The sequence below is a fragment of the Lysobacter korlensis genome, from assembly GCF_042434515.1.
The window spans coordinates 157,684-176,739 of sequence record NZ_JBHLTG010000007.1; the positions used below are offsets into that span (position 1 = coordinate 157,684).

Here is a 19,056-nt window from a genome sequence, read left to right on the forward strand (position 1 = left end):
TGCTCTACCCGAGAGCTCGAGGCTCCCCAAGACCCGAACTAAGGAATACCGCTTTGAAGACCCTCCTCAGCGGCGCGATCGTCTGCGCCACCGGCCTCGTGCTGCTCCTCGGCGGAGGAAGCACCTTCGCGCTCTGGAACGACACTGAGACCGTCGTCCCGGCGAAGACCATCACCGCCGGCGATCTCTCCGTCATCCCGAACGCCGACGGCGTCTGGCGTGAGTCCGATGGGACGCTCATCGATCCCATCACGTACCGGATCGTGCCCGGCTCGACGATCGAATTCACCCGCACCCTCACGGTGTCAGTCGTCGGCGACGGACTCCAGGCCGTACTCGGGCACTCCTCGCTCACAGGGACCGGCATCCTCGCTCCGCTGGTGACGACGAACCTGTCGGCCACCTCTCCATCGGCCGTCGTCGACGGGTCGACCCTCCGGTTCAATGCCGGCACGGCGACGGTCGACGTGAAGCTGACCGTCCACTTCCCGGCGAGCGCCACCGCCGGTCAGCGCGGCACCCTCGATCTCGGGCAGGTCACGTTCACGCTCACCCAGCTCGTCTGAGCCGTCTGGGCGGCGCCCGAAGCCGCACCATCAATCACCATCGCGAACCCGAATCGAGATGAGCACGTCATGTTGCACCGTTCCAGTCGTCCGCCGCGCCCTTCCGCGGCCCATGCTCCCGCAGCACGCCTGAAGACGCCTGTCTGGCTGGTCGTCGCCACGATCGCGCTCTGCGCGGTGGGACCGGGGACCTCCGCCAATTGGAGCCGCGCCGCCGCGCTCGACAGCCCGGTGATCACCGCCGGCGCAGCGACCGCGGAGCTCACGGGGTTCTCCGATCTGACGCACGTCTTCGCGCGGAACAACGCCAGCCAGACCGCGTACGTGCAGCTCCGGAACACCGGGGACGTCGCGGCTGACTTAAGCACCGCCGTCACGCTCGGCGCCGGCAGCTCGCAGGTCCTGACCTCCGTCGTGGACGTGACGGTCTGGAACGTGACCAGCCAGTCCCAGTGCACCCGGAACGCCAATCCGGTCGCCCCCTGGACCGGCCGGTGGACCGGCACACCGTCGATGACAGGCCGGCTGGAGCCGGGCGCGATCGTCGCCTACTGCATCCGGACGGAGATCGAACGCAAGGATCTTCCGAGCACGGCGATGTCGATCACCCCGTCGCTCACGGCCACCTTGGACGTGCCCGGCACCGGCTGGCGGAGCACCGCCACGGCGACGGCAACGCAATCGGTGGCGCGGTGACCCGCGGTGGGCGCGACGCCCATTCCGCCGGCTCGCGGCGCACCGAGGTTCAGGTGTGGCCGTCGGTACGACGGGGCATCGTGCTGGGCATGGCGTTGCTGCTCGGCGGTATCGCCGCCCTCATCGGAGTCGTGCCCGCCGCAACGGGTGCCACTGCGCTCACCGTGCTGACCGGGTCGATGGCGCCGGCGCTGCCTGCGGGGAGCGTGGTCGTCGTGCGACCCGCGGTGGCGGAGGAGGTCCGAGTGGGCGACGTGATCACATACCATCCCCGACCCGGCGAGCCGGCGGTCGTCACGCATCGGGTGCTCGGGGTGATCTCCGGGTCGGACGGACGGGTCGCCTTTCTCACCAAGGGCGACGCCAACGCCGCAGCAGACCCGGTTCCGGTCGTCGAGGAACAGGTGGCCGGAGTGGCGTGGTATTCCGTGCCGTTCGTCGGCACGCTCCGCGTCGCGCTCGACCCGCACCTGGCATGGTTGCGCCCGGTCCTTGGGGCGGCGCTGGTGATTGCGGGCGCCCTGCTGATGGCTCGGCGCAGGCTGAGCAGGACCACGGTGCGGGTTCAGCCGACCGGGTGACACGACCCGCGGGCAGCGGCAGGTCAGGACTCCGTGCGGGCGGGCCGCGACATCGGCGGCATGCCGGTTGCGTCGATCCGGAAGGTGCGGGAGGCGACGTCGACCGCCAGCACAGCGGAGTCGGCACCGTTCCGCCACGACAGCTCGAGGGCCGAACCGGTCAGCACCCGGAACGCGAACTCGCCGGCGAATGCCGGATGCGCGCTCCGCAGCCGGACGAGCTCCAGAACCCCCCGCGTCACCTCGCTGGCCATCGCAGTCTCGATCTCGCCGGCGGTGTAGAAGTGCCGGTTGACGTCGCGCCCCTGGCCGGTGCGGGCGAAGAGCTCCGTGTCGTCGAGGCCGCCCAGCAGGCCGACGTAGTAGACCTGCGGCTCGCCCGGCAGGAAGAACTGCACGGCCCGGGCCAGCAGATACGTGTCCACCTCGCCGCCGAGGACGCTGAAGTAGGTGGCGTTGATCTGGTGCGGCAGGCTCATCCAGGCGGGGATCACGGACGCGAGCTGGGAGTGCCCGCTCGTCGCCTCCGCCGCACGATCGAAGATCGCCGCCATCTCGCTGTGGTCGATCAGGCCCGCCGTTTCCCCGGCAGGTCCGGCGTCGATGATGCCGATCCCATCGTGGGTGTCGAGCACCGTCACCGCGTTGACGGGCCGGATGTCGAACCAGTGCGCGAGCCGATCGACCGTGCCGGTGCCGAGCGAATGGAGCATCAGCGGCGCAAGGGCGAAGTCGTAGACCAGGTCCACGAGCGGGGCGATGGCGAGCTGCTGGGAGTAGTGTGCGTGCACCTCGACCAGCACTCGCATGCCGGACTGCCGGACGAGGTCAGCGACGTCCCGCACGAAGGCGAGCGTGTGCTCGGTCATGAAGCTGTCGCTGCCCGGCGTCTTCACGGCATAGCCGACCGCGTCGAGGCGGACCGTGGTCACGCCGCCGTCCCGAAGAGCGGTGAGCACCCCGCGGAGGTAGTCCCAGGCCGCCGGGTGGCTCACATCGAGGTCGACCTGCGTGGGCATGAAGGTGGTCCAGACGAGGCGTCGTCGCCCATCGCCGCCGCGGTACGGCGTGAACGGCAGCCCTGGACGTGGTCGGTAGAAGGCGGTGATCTCCGCCTCGCGCCCGCCGTCCGGGAACACGCGATCGTAGGTGAGGAACATCCCGTCGTAGGGGCTCTGCTCACCGCGCGCGAGCCAGTCGGTGAACTCGGCCGACGAAGCGGAGACGTGATTGACGATCAGATCGGCCGTCACCTCGCGATTGCCCGCGAGCCGGCGGACGTCATCCCAGGAGCCGAGCCGCGGGTCGACCGCGGTGTGGTCGACGGGATCGAATCCGGTGTCCGCACCGTCGTAGGGCACGAAGAAGGGGAGGATGTGCACGCCCGCGAAATGACGGAACGGACCGTCGAGCAGCTGACGCAGCCCTGCCATCCCGCCGCCGAACCGGTCGGCGTAGGTCAGCAGTGAGACGCCGGTCATGCGGCGCCGCCGGCGCCGTGGCACCACGACCGCGCGCTCAGCGTCTCGGGCGCGGATCCAGCGGCACACGTCATCGTCGACTGTCTTTCCACGTGGTCAGTGTAACGACGGCGCCGGAGCGGCGTCCGGCCGTCCGGGGATCACCGCGAGGTGATGTTGATCATCAGCGGGATGAGCAACGCGGCCGCGGTGACGAGTGCGAAGACGAGGATCGCCAGCACGACGAACCAGGTGCGACGGCGGCCCGGTTCCCCCGGTCCGCCGCCCCACATCAGATCGCGCTGGATGCGCTGGTGCGCCTGCCCGACCATCGCCGCGATCTCCGGATCGGAGAGGTCGAGCTCACCCCGGCCCTCGCGCTCCTCGATCGCCTGCGCCTCGGCAAGGGTCATCCGCAGGCGGTTCCTGCGGCGTCCGCTGGCTCCGGCGGCATCCACGTCGCTTCCCCTCGTGATCAGCGCGAATCGGAGGACGGCCTCGGCGGCCTAGGAGAACGATACGTCGCCGGCTGCCGGACCGCCTCGGTAGGTCCGGCACTCGAAGCGACCGCTCGGGCTATGCCCCCTCAACCGCCTGCCGCATGTAGAGCTCCATCCGGTCGGCGACGGCGCCGGACACTGCCCGAACAGGATGCACCCGGTCCGCGCTCGCTCCAACGGCCCACGCCATCGTTCCGAGCCGGTAGCTCGACCAGGGGTCCACCATCATCCAGCCCCGCCTCGCGGCGAACTCGGCGAGATACTGGTTCATCTGGAACGCCCTGCTCCGCCGGTCGATGCCGTTGCTGTTCGTCACATCGGACGGCGGCAGGTACGAGACCACGACCCGCGGCGCGCCGACCTTGGCGACGATCTTGACGAGGTTCGAGGCAACCGTGTTCGGGGTGACGCCCAGCCGAACGTCATTGGTGCCGAGCATGATGACCAGCACGTCAGCGGTCACCGGTTCGATCTGCTCGAACACCTGGGCCGACGTGTAGCCGCTCTTCGCGTAGCCGCCGGCGCGGATCAGCGCCGGATCGTCCAGCTGGTGCAGCCAGGAGGTGCTGACGGCAGTGAGGCTGTCGCCTGCGAAGGCGAAGCTGATCGTGCTGTCCGCCGCGTCCGCCTGAGGCGGAGCGACGAGGATGCCGACGCCGAAGGCGGCGGCGAGGGCCGCGGCGGCAGCGAAGGATCTGACGCGCTTGGGCATGCGCTGTTCCTTACCGTGCGCCCGGGACGCAACTCGATGTTCGGGTCATCGGTTCTGCGGCGCCCTATCGGAGTCGGCCGAAGACGGCTCCGGTGTCGCCACCGCAGACAGGTGCACTCCCGGGCCCGCCAGGGTGGGTGGAACTGGCGGAGAATGCGCCCTGTCGTTCGGACACTAGCAACGCGGATCGAGCGCCGGAACGCCCCATCCGGGGGGTGCGTGGTGCTGCGACGACTCGCATTCACGCTTCAATGGAGATTCCAGGACGACGCCGCCTGGATCCCCGAACACGCTCAAGGCGCCCGACACCGCAATTGCCCACCGGAGGACCCATGAATCTCGCTCTGCCCTTCTCCGAAGCGATCTCGCTGGCGACAGCCGAGAAGCCGCTGCCTGCGGTTCTCCGGTCGGTGGACTGCCGAGGCGAGACGCTCCATGCCGAGATCGATCTGGAGGCGATCCCCATCGGCTCATTCGCCCTGCGGCTCGCGGCCGCGGCGGCCGGAACGGTGACCGTCACGGCGCGACTTGCCGGGTACACCGACGGTGTCGCGACGTTCGTCGTCACCGCTCACGCCTGGAACCTGCCGGCCCACAAGCTGCTGCCGTTCCTGCTCGAACCGGTCAACAAGGCGATCCGCGACAGCGGACTCCCGGACGGGCTCATCCGAATCGAGCGAGGCGACGACGATCCGCTCGTGCTGATCGACGTGCAGCAGGCGGTCGAGACGAAGGCGAGCGGGGTGACCGTCACGAGTCTGCAGCTGCTGGATGCGGTTCTTCACGCCGAGGCGACGATCGGCACGGTCACGCTGCACTGACGCACCGAGTCCAGGGCGGGCCGAGCTCCATCGGCTCCGGTTCATCCGGCGTTCATCTCCGACGGCTCATTCGGCTCTATCGCGGGCCGGAGAACGAGCGGACAATCGGATGCGCGACCTGAGGTCTCCATCAGGCCTGAGGCCCGTTCGAGCAACACCCAACCGACTGGACGTGTGTGCGGTCCGCTGTGCACCAGCTCAGTCCGAACTGAAGTGGAACACGCGATGAACAGTTCAGCCAAGCCGATCGCGGTGCTGGTGCACGGTGCGTACGCCGACTCCTCCAGTTTCGACGACGTCATCGTCGGATTGCAGGCCCGCGGCTACCGCGCGTTTGCGATCGCCAACCCGCTGCGAAGCGTGGCAGCCGACTCGGACTACACGAAGCGGGTCCTCGCGAAGCTCGACGGGCCGCTCGTCCTGGTGGGGCACTCATGGGGCGGCATGGTGATCTCCCAAGCAGCGGTCGGCAATCCGAATGTCACCGCCCTGGTCTACCTGGCGGGATTCGCCCCGGAGTCGGGCGAGAGCGCCGCCGATCTCTCGGGCAGGTTCCCGGGCAGCAGCCTGGCCGAGACTCTGGTGGCCCATCCGCTCGCGGACGGATCGAACGACACCTACATCGCTCCGGAGAAGTACCATCAGCAGTTCGCCGGCGACCTGAGCGAGGAGAAGGCCGCCGTGATGGCCGTGACCCAACGGCCCATCACCGATCGTGCACTTGGCGAGCCGGCGTCCGGCGACACCCAGGCCTGGACGAATCTGCCCTCGTACTTCCTGTTCGGCGACCAGGACCGGAACATCCCCGTGGCGGCGCATCGCTTCATGGCCGAGCGGGCGGGCGCCAAGCGGGTGGAGGAAGTTGCCGGCGCATCGCACGTGGTCGGAATGTCGCACCCCGACCTCGCTGTGTCGGTGATCGTCGACGCACTCGAGGCCGGCGACCGGGGATGACGGACCAAGCCGACGACCTGCGACGCAGCGCCTACGACGCGCTGACCCGGACGCTCCTGCGGGATGAGCACCTCGACGTCGAAGTCGCGCGGGGAGGCCTGCACGTACGCGGCAGGCTGTTCGCGTTCCTCGACGGAGCGGAGCTCGTGGTGCGGCTGCCTGAAGCCCGCGCCGCGGAGTTGCAGGAGCGGGAGGTCGCCACCACCTTCGACGTCGTGGAACACACGAATCGCAACTGGGTGCGGGTGAGTGACTGGCACCTGTGGCCGGAGATGGCTCGTGAGGCACACCAGTACGTCGGCCACCCTCCACTCGGCGGGGAATCCTGACCGACCGATCATCGAGCTGGGCTGCAGGGATCACTCGTCTCGAAACAACGTCGAAGGGACGCCATGGCTCTCACCCTCCACGTTCGGCTGTGGGCGGTTCCCGGTCGCGAAGAGCAGCTGATCGAGTACGAGGACGCGGTGCTTGCGATGCTCCCCCGCCACGGGGGACGAGTGCTCGGCCGAATGCGGACCGAGACCGTGGCCGACGCCCCGCTGGAGATCCAGATCATCGAGATCCGGGATTTCCAGTCGCTGCAGAACTACCTGCGGGACCCCGGCCGCCAGGCGTTGTCGTGGCTCCGCGACACGGCGATCGCTCGTTCCGAGATGCTTGAGGTGACGCGGGTGCTCTGAGCCCCAGCGTCGGCAGACCGACATGCTCGCCCGCCGCGATCATGCCCCGCGCCGATCGATCCGGTTGACCTTGACGCTCGGTCACGCACTAGCATGCGACCGTGAACACGAGTTCAGGAGGAGACTCCTGCACCCGCTCATCGGGGACCGGGGAACCGCGCCGATGAGTCCTGCGGATGCACCGGGCACCCCCGCGAGCGGCTCACCACCCGTGGCGCGCGGAGGCGGCTTCGACGCACTTCCCTTCGGGCATCGCAGGTCCGACTCACCACTTGTGGAACGGGTGTGGCGGACACGGAGCGACGCGCCCGGCCGAATGATGTCGGTGGCGCGGTCACGCTGGGACCTCGTGATGTGGTCTTCGAGAGGAAGAACCTATGCGGGCCTTCAAGGGCCTGAGACGGCTGCCAGGGTGGCCCTGGTTCCGCCCGACAGTTCCTTCCTCGGCATCCGCTTCGCGCTCGGAGTGGTCCTGCGCACGCACCCGCCGACGTCGCTGATCGACCGTTTCGCCCCCCTCCCGGTGAGCCCGGCGGGGCAGCTGCGTTTCGTCGGGGAACGCGAGATCCCGGCATTCGACGATGCCGAACTGCTGGTACGCGACCTTCTGGCGGACAAGTTGCTGCACTGGGACCCGTCCTGGGTCGACGATCTCGGATCGTTCTCCGATCGCAGCAGGCAGCGCCGGCACCTCGCACGCGTCGGGCTGACGCGGGGCGCCGCAGCCCGCATCGAGCAGGTGAACCGAGCGGCGGCGCGCATCCGAGCGGGGCATCGGCCCGCGGACGTCGCGCACGACCTCGGCTACTTCGATCAGCCGCATCTCGCGCATGCGCTCAAGCGATACATCGGCAAGACGGCAACCGAAGTCGCGACACAGTCGGGCGACCCCCTCTCGTTCCTCCCCGACGACGGAGAGTAGGAAATCGCTCCTCCCTGTCGCGGATGGCGCTCCCGTACAAGACGAACGACACCCGGGTGGCTAGCGTCGTCAATCGCCGGCGCCCGTCGGCAGAGAGAGGATCGCAATGCTGCTCAGCGTCAACACGTTCGTCAGTCTCGACATGGTCATGCAAGGACCCGGCTCGCCTGACGAAGACGAACGACACGGGTTCGATCGAGGCGGCTGGCTCGTCCCCCACACCAGCGACGAGTCGAACGCAGTGGTCGACGGCTGGTACCGGCAGGCCGACGCGATCCTTCTCGGCCGGACCACGTTCGAGATGATGCGAGAGTACTGGTCAGAGGTCACGAATCCCGACGACCTCGTTGCGACCGCGCTGAACAATTGGCAGAAGTACGTCGTCAGCACCACGATGACCGACGAGGAAGCGGCCTGGGGACCGACGACCGTCCTTCGCGGGGACCCGATCGACGCCGTCCGCACATTGAAGCAGGAGCGCGGTCGAGAGCTGCAGGTGCACGGAAGCTGGCAGCTGGCTCGCACGCTGCACGACGCAGGCCTGGTGGACATCTACCGGCTCCTGATCGCCCCGGTCTACGTCGGCGACGGCAAGCGACTGTTCGCGGATGGCGGTGTTCCTGCGACGTTCTCCGCGTCACCTGACGAGTCGATCATCCTGCCGAACGGCGTCGTGTCGCTGGTGCTGCGCCCGCGACGCACGGGAGAGGTCGAGGTTGGGGCCTACCACGTGGCGGAGGGCGTGCGGGGCGAGAGCGTGTGACGGCGATCGGTGGCACCTCCGCAGTCATGACTTTCGGCACACGCGCGGTCGGTGTGCGCCTGACACCCTTGGCGCATGCCAGCGACTGTTGCACGGATCAAGCCGTTCCGTTACTTGATCCTCTACCCCGCATCGACCCACAAGTGGGAGCGCGCATGGCGGAACCGGAACCGCCTCGCCGGGTCAGGGGCGGACACCCCCCTCGGCAGCGGGACGATTCGCCTTGAAGCGCGACCGCATGGAAGACGCCACCGGATGAACACGGGGGCCGGGAGCCTTCTGGTGCTCTACGGGGCCGCGCACACCGTCGGCGCCTTCGCGGTGGAGGGCGCGGCACAGCATGCAGGAACGTGGGTAACCGGAAAGCTCTGGGGTGAGGAACTCGCCAACATGAGCCCCGCCATGAGTGCCTACTGGCTCACGGTGAACAGCTTCGGTCCGCAGCTCATCCTGATGGGCGTGACGGTGCTGTGGCTCGCACGGCGCGGAATCACCCCTCCGCGGTTCATCGCATGGACGATGCTGATCTGGACGGCCGTCGATGCCGCGCTCTCCGGGCCGGGAATCGGACAGGGGGTCATCCCGCTGGTCGCCGCTGGCCTGCTGCTGGCTGCGGCACACCGCGCGGAGGATCGTGAACGCTGACCTCGGCAACTGACCGCGCGAGTGACCGCGCGGTGATGCGGAGGTCGCTTCGTCTCATGCCGGCAGCGGCCGGCTCCGGTCAGCGAGCATCCATACGGCAAGGCCTCCGAGGACCGCTCCCATGACGCACCTCTGCGCTGCGAGCCAGCGTGGGTGAGCTCCGAGCATCCCTCGAAACGCAGCCGAGAGGGCCACGATCACGGCGTAGACGCCAAGCGCGACCGCCGTCTGCAGGCCGCCCAGTATGAGGCTCTGCAGTGCGACCGGCCCGTGTTCGAGGTCGATGGGGCAGGATCGAGACGTAGAGGATCGCGATCTTCGGATTCAGCAGGTTCGTCACCATGCCCATCGCGAAGAGCCGTGCCGGACGGTCCACTCGGAGCTCCCCGGCCATGGCGGGTTCGACCCCGTTTCGCCTCGGCCTGACCGCCTGCCAGGCGAGGTAGAGGAGGAACGCCGCACCCATGATCCTGAGCACGGTATACCCGACGGGCACAGCCGCGAAGACGGCCGCCAGTCCTGCCGTCGCCGCGATCAGATGCAGCACGTACCCTGCGCCGACGCCCGCAAGGGAGATGAAGCCGGCGCGGCGGCCCTGCGTCATCGTCCTCGACACCAGGTAGAGCATGTTGGGGCCCGGCGTGAGCACCAGCGTCAAGGCGACGACGACGACGTTGATGATGGATGACTCAGCAACCACGACGACCGCCCCTTCCGGTTGCGGCTTGCAGCCGCACGAGTGCGGCGACGTTCGTCACGCCGGGTCTCTGTTGGCTGACTCGGTTCCAATCGCCCGGTCGCGCCACGCGCGTTCCCACCTCCGGCGCAGTGCCGGGTAGACGATCAGGTAGCGGAACGGCTTGATCGCCGTCAGGTATGCCCGGCCGAACCATCCGTTCGGCTTCACCAGGACGGCCATCCGCAATTCGTACTCGCCGCCGCCGGTGCCCACCCAGCCCAGGTGGCAGACGCCGTGGACGGTCCTGTTCGCGAGCTCGATGACACACTCGTCGGGCAGCTCGTACACCATGGTGAACGGGGTGTTCGGCACCGTCTCGCCGGCGCGGTTCTGGCGCAGGTCGTGCGGCACCCGGTCGCACAGAGACTGGACTCGTCCGACGACGCCCTGCTCCGGGCGGTCCCAGCCGAGAAGCGCTCCGAGCTTCCACCGAACGGCGAAGAGGAAGCGGACCACCGGAGGATTTCCGTTGAGCCCGCCGGAGGTTCGCAGGGCATCGAGGATCGCGGGGAAGTCGTCTGGCCCCGCGCCGGGTGTGCGGTACGCCCACACGTCCTCGAGCTCGAATTCAGGCGCGATCTCGTGGATCCGCCACGGGCGGGTGGTGTGCTCGGTGTCTGGGAGTCGCATCAGGCTCTCCGCACGTTCGCGACGGACGGTCGTGCAGCGGTCGCTGGCATGCGCCAAGGGTGTCAGGCGTGCACCGACCGCGCGTGTGCCGAAAGTCATGAGCACCGCCTGGGGCGATCCACAACGGTGGCCGACGAATCATGACGATCGGCACATGCACCCGAGCGGGGCCATCTCTACTGTCGCCGTGAGGCGACCACGCCGGCCACCGCATGCGGATGGCGCCGGTTCCGGATCCCGCGGACGCAGGTGGATGCCGAGAGAGGAATGACCCGGACCGATGCGCGCCGACATGAACAAGCGAGTGGACGAGATCGCCGGAATGTTCGACGGCGTCGCCCGCCGCTACGACCGCACCAACACCATCCTCTCGTTGGGGAACGCGCCGCTCTGGCGGGCCGCCACAAGCCGTGCGGTCGCGCCGGAAGCCGGCGAGCGGATCCTGGACGTCGCCGCCGGCACCGGCACCAGCTCGGCGCCCCTCAGCAAGGCGGGCGCCGTGGTGACTGCCGTCGACATCTCCGAGGCGATGATCAAGATCGGCCGAACGCGGCATGCGGAGGTCGACTTCCACGTGGCGAACGCCGAGCGGCTGCCCTTCGAGAACGACATGTTCGACGCGGTCACCATCAGCTTCAGCCTCCGCAACATCGCCGATCCGCGCGCTGCGGTGTCCGAGATGTACCGGGTGCTCAAGCCGAGCGGACGGGTCGTGATCTGCGAGTTCTCCACCCCTCCCCGACTCCTGGTCCGGTCGGGCTACCGCGTGTACCGTCGATTCGCGTTTCCCGCCGTGAGCTGGATCAGCTCGAACCCGCCGGCGTACCGGTATCTGAGCGAGTCGATCGCCCACTGGCCGGATCAAGCGACCCTGAGCGTCTGGATCCGGGCGGCCGGGTTCACCAGTGTCGGGTACCGCAACCTCAGCGGTGGCATCGTCGCCCTGCACCGCGGCAGGAAGCCGGCGAAGCTCGTCGTCGAGGCTTCGTCGTGACCAGCCGCCCCCGATGACCGCCGACAGTCTGCGGACACGGCTTCGCAGCCTGCCGGTCTTCCCGGAGGAGATTCCGGACGCTCTGCACTCGGAGCAGGTGTCCGACCCGATGGCCCTCTTCGCCCGCTGGCTCGACGACGCGATCGAGGCGGGGCAGCCGGCACCGCATGCCGCCGTGTTGGCGACCAGCCGCCACAATGTGCCCAACGCTCGGGTGATACTCCTCAAAGACATGGACGCTGACGGCTGGTACTTCGCGACCCACGTGTCGAGTCCCACCGGCATCGACCTCTGGGATTCTCCATTCGCCGCTTTGACGTTCTTCTGGCCCTTCCTCGGCCGTCAGGTGCGCGTGTCCGGCCCGGTCCTGCCGACTTCGCCGGGGGCTTCGGCGAGCGACTTCCTGGCAAGACCCCTGGCCTCAAGAGAAGCGACGCTGATCGGACGGCAGAGCCAGGTGCTCGTCGACCCGTCGGACTACGACGCCGCGACGGAAAGCGTGAGGCGAGTGCTGGAAGCTGATCCCGCCGCCGTGGATCCGGAGTGGGCCCTCTATCTCTGTGCTGCGCGAACGGTCGAGTTCTGGCGCGCCTCGGCGGATCGGCGGCACGCTCGCCTGCGCTTCTCGCGGCGATCCGGAGGGTGGACGGCGGAACACCTCTGGCCGTGAGCCGCGAACGCGTGCCCGAATGGCGGCGACGAACCGGATCTGATGCGGCGGCAGATCAGAGGTCGACGCGGGGCCGCTCAAGCGCGCCAGATCGCTGACGACGCGACCGGAAGCTCACAGCATGGTTCTTCAAGTCTCGGAGCCGGCGGGTGATCCACTGCAGGGAGCGCCGCCGCCGCTGGACCGATCTCCCCGGGTCGTCCGACGCCTGGCGGCGCCACTCGAGCTCCTTGTTGAGCTGCCGCTCGTGCAACCGGTGCAGCTCGAGGAAGCTATCCTCCGGCAACTGCATTGCGCTCCCGGCCAGGTGCGTTCTCGGAGGGTCGGTGCGACCGGCGCCCGCGCCGCGCCAGCAACGCGATGGGCAGGAACAGCCAGAACCCGGACACCGGGGTCAAAGCTGCACCCCACGCCCCGATGAGCAGCAGCAGGGGCGTTGCGGTCGCGGGCGGGCGGCCGTGGGCGTTCTCGTGCTCCCGGACCATCGCACCCTGCCCGATGAGGAACAGACCAGTGGTGACGTACCAGAAGCCGACGCCTCGTCGTTCCGCCAGAGCGGGTTCCGCGTCGAGGGAGCCGATCACTCCAGCCTCCCGGATACTGCGCACGGAGCCGGGGTACACGGCACCGACAGCGGCGATGTGCACCAAACCCAGCGCCACGGACCACACTCCCGCGCTGCGAAGTGGCGAGACTCGGCTTGTCGGTTCGGCCATGCGCCAAGCGTTTCACCACCCGCACCGACGGCGCCCGTGCCGGAAGTCATGAGCTCCGGCGGGGGCTCAGCGAATCGCCGCGCGAACCGATCCGATGATCACCTCCGTGCCGAAGGACATTCCGAAGTCCTCGAAATCGTCGTGCTCGAGTGCGCCCGAGTCGATGAGATCGGTGAGCACGGGATAGACCTCCGGATCGATGAACGCCCTCGGTGGCGCAGACGCCGACTGGGACGCAGGCGCGGCGCCGCGAATCAGCCGGGCGGTCGAATTGACGTGTCCGTCGAGGAGGAGCATGAATCCGAGCTGCTGTTGCGGCCCGACGCCGGCCGCCGAAAGTGCGGACAGCCCCAGCTCAAGCCATGAGAGCACGTTGGGCGTCTGCGGGAATCCGGAGACGGGTATGTCCAGCACCCATGGGTGCAGGAGCAGCCGTGAGGCCATTCCGGTCGCGTAGAAGCGAAGCGCCGCGTCCCAGTCGTCCCGTTCAGGTGAGCTCGGAGGTAACGGTCCGATTGCCGTGTCTCTCATCAGGACGATGAGATCGCTCTTGTTCCTCACGTATCGGTACAGCGACATCGTTCCCACCCCGAGGTCGCTGGCCAGCTTCGGCATGGAGCATTCCTCGAGGCCGCCGGTGTCTGCCAGGTGGATTGCGGCATCGAGGATCTGCCGCAGGGTGAGCGAGGGCTGCCGGCCGGCTTGGCGCCCATCGGTTCGTCCCCACGCCAGGCGAACAACGTGGGGAATCTCCATGCCGTCTGTGCCCACTGCACCTCCCGAATTCGTATGCGTAATGATTACGCTACTATGCGTAAGGCTTACGCATAAGGAGATAACGATGAACAGACGATCGGTGGCAATGGTGGTGCTCATCGCCGCACTCTTCATGGATCACATGGACGCCATGATCACCAACCTTGCCCTGCCCTCGATAGGCCGCGACCTCGGCGCCACCCCGACCGAGCTCGAATGGACGCTGACCGGCTACATACTCGCGTTCGCCGTCGGTTTGGTCAGCGGAGGCCGGCTCGGAGACATCTGCGGCCGGAAGCGGATCTTCCTGATCGGGATCGCTGCGTTCACGTGCGCCTCCGGCTGTGCAGCAGTCGCGTTCTCCGGGCCGGTCCTCGTGCTGGCGCGCGTGCTCCAGGGTGCCGCGGCCGCGCTGATGGTGCCGCAAGTACTCTCGACGGCGCAAGCCCTGTACCTGCCAGGAGAGCGCGGCAGGATCTTCGGGGTCATGACTGCACTCGGGGGCGTGGGCGTGCTGGCAGGTCAGCTGCTCGGCGGCTGGCTGGTCACCGCGGACATCGCCTCGCTCGGATGGCGGGCCATCTTCGCGATCAACCTGCCCGTCGGCGTGCTGGTGTTCCTGCTGGCGGTCTGGCTTGTGCCTGACACACGCGCCGGCTCTGCAATCCGTCTCGACATCCGGGGCACCGTCCTGGCGGCCGCCAGCGTGTTCTTGATCGTGTTTCCATTGACCGTCGCGGCGGGAGCGGGATGGCCGGCGTGGGTCTGGCTGTTGCTCGGCGGCGGCATTCTGGCTGGCATCTTCTTCGTGCGAACCCAGCTACGCCTTTCCCGTATCGGGGGCTCGCCGACCCTTCCGCCACGGCTTTTCCGGCTGCGCGGGTTCCGGGTCGCGTCCCTGGTGCAGGCCGCCTACCACTTCGGGTGGGGAACCTTCGTGCTCATGTTCGGGCTCTACGTGCAGGATGCGGTCGGCTTCACTGCACTCGAAGCAGGCCTCGCGATGGCACCCCTGACACTCGGCACCTTCCTCGCCACCGGGGTTGCACCGCTGGCCGAACGGCTGCGTCGCATCGGTGTTCTCACCGGTGCCCTGCTGCAGGCGGCGGGCTTCGCTTGGTATGGGTGGGTGATGGGAACAGCCGGATCTGCTCTTGGACTTTGGTCGCTCGCAATTCCCCTGGTGGTCACCGGAATCGGGATGATCGTGCTGGCCGTGCCCCTGATGAGTCTCGCCTTGGAGGAGGTGGCCGAGGACGACGCGGGGGCCGCGTCCGGCGCGTTCTCAATGTTCCAGCAAGTCGGATCCGCGTTGGGAATCGCGACAGCGGGAATCGTCTTCTTCTCGATCGCGACACCCGGCTCGATCGATTCATATGAGGCGGCGATCACCGCTGGCAACTGCCTCACCATCGGAGCGTTCTGTGTCGCTGGTCTTGCGGCGCTGGGCCTGCCAAGCATAGGGCGCCGTGCGGATGGCCACCCTGCTGCGGCGCCTGCCCCGATGGCGGCCGGAGACGACGCGCCCGAGCGGTGATCCGCCGGCGCGACAGCCGGTCGGAGGAACATGATTCCGGCCCGCTGCCGCCCCGATCTCGATGAGCGGGGCGACGCCGAGCACGATCACGCGGACAGCATCCCCCGCTCGAGCGCCCGAAGCACGGCACGCGTGCGGCTGCGTACGCCGAGCTTCAGCATCACGCTGGACATGTGGTTCTTCACCGTGCCCTCGGCCAGGTGAAGCCCTTGAGCGATCTCCCGGTTAGACGACCCCGCGGCCGCGAGACGCAGAACATCGAGCTCACGCCGGCTCAGCGGGTCGGGCCGCTCGAAACCCTCGACTATCTCCGGGCGCTCGACCGCCGCCCTCAGCAGCCGCTCGGTGACCGCCGGCTGCAGGATGGTCCCGCCCATGGCCAGGCACCGCACCCCGCTCACCAGCTGATCGAGCGTCACGTCCTTGAGCATGTACCCGCGCGCACCGGCTTGCAGCGCTTGCACGAAGATCCGCTCGTCGTCGAAGGCGGTGAGCACCAGTACGGGCAGCTCGGTCCCGCGGTCTCGCAGAGCCTGCATGATGGAGAACCCATCGCGACCGGGCCGCAGGTCGAGCAGCAGCACATCGACCTGATGCTGTTCCAGAAGGGAGAGCGCCTGGCGCCCGTCAGCGGCCTCTCCGACCACCTCAACCTCGGGCGTCAGTGACAGCAGGCTCCGAAGCCCCTGGCGCACCAGTGTCTGGTCGTCGACCAGAACCACGCGGACTGGCTTTCCGGTCACAATCGTCATCCTCTTGACACGCGGGTGCTCACGATCTCCCGGATCCGTCAGGGGCGGCGGGTCAGTCCCGTGCTGTCGCGGGGGATTTCGTCGAGCGAGCCGCCAGGATGGTGATGAGCGCGAGCGGCGAGAAGACCGCCCATTGGATCAGTCCGAATGGGTCGCCGAACCACGCGAAACTGAATCCCAGGCTCACGGCGGAAATCGCGAGGTAATGCGTTCCGATGAACCAAGCCAACGGCTTCCGCCACTCGGTCCGGAACGCCGCCACCACCATTCCGACCGCACCACCCGCCACCAGGGCCGCCAGCTGATAGAAGAACAGGTCGACGGTGCTCACCGCCTCCACCGGCAGGTCCGCCGCGTAGAGCGGCGCCAGCACTTCACCAGGGCCCGCCGCCAGGTGGTATGACAGGGCCCAGCAGCTCACTGCGGCCGCGCCCAAAAGCCAGTAGCGAGGCGCCCGCCAACGAGTCGACGTCTCCTGAACTCGGTTCTCAACGGTCGTTTTCATTGCCAGCCGCCCTTCCATACGCATACGTATGGTAACAGAGATCCGGCCTTTTCCATACGGTGCAGTATGGCGACTTTCCGACATCGGTGAGCGCTGAAGACCGGTCTCAACGACGCCTCCGGCGGAGGCCGTCTCGCCATACCTACGCGTATGGTAGGTGCAGTTCGCGAGTCATCTACGGAAACGGTTGCCGGGCGATGGAGTTGATCGGAGGTCCCGTGACGCCACATACCAAACTCAAGCCCACCGACTGGGTGGACGCCGCCATGCAGGCCCTGGCAGAAGGCGGTGTGGAGGCCGTCTCTGTGGAGGGGCTCGCACGGCGGCTCGGTGTGTCGAAGGGGTCGTTCTACTGGCACTTCACCGGCCGTCCGGCCCTGCTCGAGGCGGTCCTGGCCCTGTGGGAGAAGGAGGGCACGGACGATCTGATCGTTCACGCGCTGGCGATCGAGGATCCCGTTGCACGGCTGCGACTGCTCACCGAGGAGTCCCTCGAAGCCACCTCACGGGGCGTCGACGTCGCCCGGACCGAGATGGCGATCCGATCCTGGGCAGCCCGGGACGCCCAGGTGGGCGAGCGGTTCCTTCACGTGGAGCGGCGACGCGTCGAGTTCCTTGCGGCTCAAATCCGCGAACTCGGCTATGACGCGGAGACCGCACTGCGGCTCAGCAAAGCGATGAATCTCGCGGTCGTCGGCCTGTTCGTCGAGCGGGTGTCCGGATCGGAGTTCGCCGACGAGTCGGCGCTCCAGCTGATGATCGAACGGCTGATCACCGAGGCCCCGAGACTCGAGTAGAGCTCCTTCGTGCCGATCGGCTCGCCGAAGTGATGACTTCCGGCACGGGCGGCACGGGCATGGACGGTGAAACGCTCGCCGCATGCCACCAGCTCACGCTCCGCGACCGCTCCCGGCTTCCCGCACGTGGGATGGCGGGCGACCGTGAGCAGGGGCGATGCGACGAGGCTTCCGGAGGGGCGCCACTTCGCGCTGACCTGGACCATCCCCGAGACCTACGGCGGGCAGACGAGCTCGATGCTCCACCGGTCGCGAGCCTTCGTCCGGATCGGCGGGACGCCTGTCGCGCTGCTGACCTTCGACCCCCGCCCGGACTATCCCGCGCTCGAACGGCGCCTGCGGGAACGGGGCGAGCTCATCGACGGGATGCGGGTGATCAACCTCTGGGACTGGCTCCGTAAGCACGATGTACCGCGGCGGAACGCCCCGCTCGGGTCTCCTGAGCGTGTCTTCACACCGCTCGCACCGGATCCGGAGCATCGCTCCGAGCACCGAGGCCGGGTCGAGGTGATCCGGACGCGGTTCGCCGCGGACCTCCAGACGGTGCTGCAGATCGATCACTACCGGGCCGACGGAAGCCTTCTGCTCAGCGACCGGCGCGACGCCTGCGAGCGGGGGGTTCTCGGCGGCCGGTCGCTCGTGCTGTGCGATCGTGCGGGTGAACCGGTACGGTCATGGGGAACGAGCTGGTCGCTGTACGCGTGGTGGCTGGACCGGCTCACGGAGGGCGCCGACGCCTTCCTTCTCGTGGACAGCAAGCCGATGGCCAAGTTCCTCCTCACCTACCGCCGGCCTGGCCGCGCCACCATGCACATCGTGCACGGGTCGCACCTCTACGGCATGGCTGGCCCGTGGGGCAAGCTCCGTGAGTCACGGGAGCAGGTGATGCGCAACCTCGACGCATTCGATGCCGTGGCGCTCCTCACAAGGCGGCACAAGCGTGACGTGTGGCTGCGGTGGGGCCCGAAACGGCACCTGTCCGTGCTGCCGAACAGCCGGACCTTGCCCGATCTGCCCGCGGGGTTCCAGGCCCGAGCCCCGGAGCGCGGCATGATGCTCGCCACGCTGGCACCGCTCAAGCGCGCCGATCACGCCATCCGCGCGCTCGGCCTGGCGCGGAAGTGGTCCGGCGCCGACGTCCGTCTGGACATCTACGGCGACGGACCGCAGCGCGAGCGGCTCGGCCGCATCATCCAGGAGACCGGGGTCTCCGACGCCGTTCGCCTCCGGGGCTACCGTCCGGACGCCCGCGAGCGGCTGACGGAGGCATCGTTTCTGCTGCTCACCTCCACTTCGGAGGGCTTCGGGCTGGTGCTGGTCGAAGCGATGGCGGCTGGCTGCATCCCGATCGCCTACGACATCCGGTACGGACCGTCGGAGATCATCACGCACGGCCGGACGGGATTCCTGGTTCGAAGCGGCGACCTGAACGGGCTCGCCCGCACGATCGCACGTTTGCAGCGCATGCCGGCGGACCGGGTCGAACGGATGCGAACCGCCGCCCGGCGCGCGGCTGAGCACTTCTCGGACGAAGCGGTCGTCCCGCTGTGGTCGAGGGAGCTCACAGCCGCACTGGAGCGCAACCGGGCCACCATCCCTCCGCAGGAGTGACGGCCCGGCGGGCGAAGCCCTGAACCTGGTCGATGCCGTTGACGGC

Annotated in this window: 24 protein-coding genes; 15 read left to right on the forward strand and 9 right to left on the reverse strand. The window is 68.2% G+C overall.

Going from position 1 to position 19,056, the window contains the following annotated elements:
- The first annotated feature begins 53 nt into the window (after positions 1-53).
- The 3 genes from ACFFGH_RS25575 (at position 54) to ACFFGH_RS25585 (ending at position 1,843) form a co-directional block, all read left to right on the forward strand.
- Positions 54-566 (forward strand): alternate-type signal peptide domain-containing protein, encoded by a 513-nt coding sequence (locus tag ACFFGH_RS25575; RefSeq protein WP_386673627.1) that lies wholly within the window; start codon positions 54-56, stop codon positions 564-566.
- Positions 567-635: 69 nt separating this feature from the next.
- Positions 636-1,262, forward strand: a complete 627-nt coding sequence (locus tag ACFFGH_RS25580; RefSeq protein ID WP_386673629.1) for a hypothetical protein — start codon at positions 636-638, stop codon at positions 1,260-1,262.
- A complete protein-coding gene (locus tag ACFFGH_RS25585; RefSeq protein WP_386673631.1) occupies positions 1,259-1,843 on the forward strand; it encodes a signal peptidase I in 585 nt (194 codons plus the stop codon). The genes ACFFGH_RS25580 and ACFFGH_RS25585 overlap by 4 nt, the downstream gene beginning before the upstream one ends.
- 23 nt (positions 1,844-1,866) lie before the next feature.
- On the opposite strand, the gene gtfA is transcribed toward ACFFGH_RS25585, so the two are convergent.
- The 3 genes from gtfA to ACFFGH_RS25600 all read right to left on the reverse strand — a co-directional run bounded on the left by gtfA (position 1,867) and on the right by ACFFGH_RS25600 (position 4,515).
- Positions 1,867-3,324, reverse strand: coding sequence for a sucrose phosphorylase (gene gtfA / locus ACFFGH_RS25590; RefSeq protein ID WP_386673633.1), 1,458 nt, complete (start codon positions 3,322-3,324; stop codon positions 1,867-1,869).
- A 140-nt stretch (positions 3,325-3,464) separates the two neighbouring features.
- Positions 3,465-3,716: a hypothetical protein gene (locus tag ACFFGH_RS25595; RefSeq protein ID WP_386673635.1), complete on the reverse strand. Its 252-nt coding sequence runs from the start codon at positions 3,714-3,716 to the stop codon at positions 3,465-3,467.
- A 163-nt stretch (positions 3,717-3,879) separates the two neighbouring features.
- Positions 3,880-4,515 (reverse strand): SGNH/GDSL hydrolase family protein, encoded by a 636-nt coding sequence (locus ACFFGH_RS25600; protein WP_386673636.1) that lies wholly within the window; start codon positions 4,513-4,515, stop codon positions 3,880-3,882.
- A gap of 332 nt (positions 4,516-4,847) precedes the next feature.
- Here ACFFGH_RS25600 and ACFFGH_RS25605 point away from each other — a divergent pair, with 332 nt between their 5' ends.
- The 7 genes from ACFFGH_RS25605 to ACFFGH_RS25635 all read left to right on the forward strand — a co-directional run bounded on the left by ACFFGH_RS25605 (position 4,848) and on the right by ACFFGH_RS25635 (position 9,303).
- Positions 4,848-5,336 (forward strand): hypothetical protein, encoded by a 489-nt coding sequence (locus ACFFGH_RS25605; RefSeq protein WP_386673637.1) that lies wholly within the window; start codon positions 4,848-4,850, stop codon positions 5,334-5,336.
- A 225-nt stretch (positions 5,337-5,561) separates the two neighbouring features.
- Positions 5,562-6,290, forward strand: coding sequence for an alpha/beta fold hydrolase (locus ACFFGH_RS25610; RefSeq protein WP_386673639.1), 729 nt, complete (start codon positions 5,562-5,564; stop codon positions 6,288-6,290).
- On the forward strand, positions 6,287-6,619 hold the full coding sequence (locus ACFFGH_RS25615; RefSeq protein ID WP_386673640.1) for a hypothetical protein: 333 nt from the start codon (positions 6,287-6,289) through the stop codon (positions 6,617-6,619). Before ACFFGH_RS25610 ends, ACFFGH_RS25615 begins: the two co-directional genes overlap by 4 nt.
- A 63-nt stretch (positions 6,620-6,682) precedes the next feature.
- Positions 6,683-6,973, forward strand: coding sequence for a DUF1330 domain-containing protein (locus tag ACFFGH_RS25620; protein WP_386673642.1), 291 nt, complete (start codon positions 6,683-6,685; stop codon positions 6,971-6,973).
- A 412-nt stretch (positions 6,974-7,385) separates the two neighbouring features.
- Positions 7,386-7,895 carry a hypothetical protein gene (locus ACFFGH_RS25625; RefSeq protein ID WP_386673644.1) on the forward strand — a complete coding sequence of 170 codons (510 nt, stop codon included), beginning with the start codon at positions 7,386-7,388 and terminating at the stop codon, positions 7,893-7,895.
- A gap of 106 nt (positions 7,896-8,001) precedes the next feature.
- A complete protein-coding gene (locus ACFFGH_RS25630; protein WP_386673646.1) occupies positions 8,002-8,658 on the forward strand; it encodes a dihydrofolate reductase family protein in 657 nt (218 codons plus the stop codon).
- Positions 8,659-8,913: 255 nt separating this feature from the next.
- Positions 8,914-9,303, forward strand: a complete 390-nt coding sequence (locus ACFFGH_RS25635) for a hypothetical protein (RefSeq protein WP_386673648.1) — start codon at positions 8,914-8,916, stop codon at positions 9,301-9,303.
- Positions 9,304-9,382: 79 nt separating this feature from the next.
- Here ACFFGH_RS25635 and ACFFGH_RS25640 read toward each other — a convergent pair whose 3' ends face one another.
- Together ACFFGH_RS25640 and ACFFGH_RS25645 are read right to left on the reverse strand one after the other, a co-directional pair.
- Positions 9,383-10,003, reverse strand: coding sequence for a LysE family translocator (locus ACFFGH_RS25640; RefSeq protein ID WP_386673650.1), 621 nt, complete (start codon positions 10,001-10,003; stop codon positions 9,383-9,385).
- 54 nt (positions 10,004-10,057) lie between these two features.
- Positions 10,058-10,771 (reverse strand): DUF2867 domain-containing protein, encoded by a 714-nt coding sequence (locus ACFFGH_RS25645; RefSeq protein ID WP_386673652.1) that lies wholly within the window; start codon positions 10,769-10,771, stop codon positions 10,058-10,060.
- A gap of 193 nt (positions 10,772-10,964) precedes the next feature.
- On the opposite strand from ACFFGH_RS25645, the gene ACFFGH_RS25650 reads away from it, so the two are divergent.
- Together ACFFGH_RS25650 and ACFFGH_RS25655 are read left to right on the forward strand one after the other, a co-directional pair.
- Positions 10,965-11,666 (forward strand): class I SAM-dependent methyltransferase, encoded by a 702-nt coding sequence (locus ACFFGH_RS25650; protein ID WP_386673654.1) that lies wholly within the window; start codon positions 10,965-10,967, stop codon positions 11,664-11,666.
- 13 nt (positions 11,667-11,679) lie between these two features.
- Positions 11,680-12,336 (forward strand): pyridoxine/pyridoxamine 5'-phosphate oxidase, encoded by a 657-nt coding sequence (locus tag ACFFGH_RS25655; protein ID WP_386673656.1) that lies wholly within the window; start codon positions 11,680-11,682, stop codon positions 12,334-12,336.
- 272 nt (positions 12,337-12,608) lie between these two features.
- Here the strand turns inward: ACFFGH_RS25655 and ACFFGH_RS25660 are convergent, their stop codons facing one another.
- On the reverse strand, positions 12,609-13,052 hold the full coding sequence (locus ACFFGH_RS25660) for a DUF6463 family protein (protein WP_386673658.1): 444 nt from the start codon (positions 13,050-13,052) through the stop codon (positions 12,609-12,611).
- A gap of 66 nt (positions 13,053-13,118) precedes the next feature.
- The gene (locus ACFFGH_RS25665) at positions 13,119-13,928 is read right to left on the reverse strand and encodes a TetR/AcrR family transcriptional regulator (RefSeq protein WP_386673660.1); all 810 of its coding nucleotides are present in this window, start codon (positions 13,926-13,928) and stop codon (positions 13,119-13,121) included.
- Between ACFFGH_RS25665 and ACFFGH_RS25670 the strand changes: the two genes are divergently transcribed.
- The gene (locus ACFFGH_RS25670; protein WP_386673662.1) at positions 13,894-15,345 is read left to right on the forward strand and encodes an MFS transporter; all 1,452 of its coding nucleotides are present in this window, start codon (positions 13,894-13,896) and stop codon (positions 15,343-15,345) included. The two genes, ACFFGH_RS25665 and ACFFGH_RS25670, sit on opposite strands and share 35 nt — an antisense overlap.
- A gap of 86 nt (positions 15,346-15,431) precedes the next feature.
- On the opposite strand, the gene ACFFGH_RS25675 is transcribed toward ACFFGH_RS25670, so the two are convergent.
- Both ACFFGH_RS25675 and ACFFGH_RS25680 read right to left on the reverse strand, forming a co-directional pair.
- Positions 15,432-16,088: a response regulator gene (locus ACFFGH_RS25675; RefSeq protein WP_386673664.1), complete on the reverse strand. Its 657-nt coding sequence runs from the start codon at positions 16,086-16,088 to the stop codon at positions 15,432-15,434.
- Positions 16,089-16,149: 61 nt separating this feature from the next.
- Positions 16,150-16,620, reverse strand: a complete 471-nt coding sequence (locus ACFFGH_RS25680; protein ID WP_386673666.1) for a hypothetical protein — start codon at positions 16,618-16,620, stop codon at positions 16,150-16,152.
- Between the two features lie 200 nt (positions 16,621-16,820).
- Between ACFFGH_RS25680 and ACFFGH_RS25685 the strand changes: the two genes are divergently transcribed.
- Positions 16,821-17,399, forward strand: a complete 579-nt coding sequence (locus ACFFGH_RS25685) for a TetR/AcrR family transcriptional regulator (protein ID WP_386673668.1) — start codon at positions 16,821-16,823, stop codon at positions 17,397-17,399.
- A 144-nt stretch (positions 17,400-17,543) separates the two neighbouring features.
- A complete protein-coding gene (locus ACFFGH_RS25690) occupies positions 17,544-19,010 on the forward strand; it encodes a glycosyltransferase (protein WP_386673670.1) in 1,467 nt (488 codons plus the stop codon).
- The last annotated feature ends 46 nt before the right edge of the window (positions 19,011-19,056 follow it).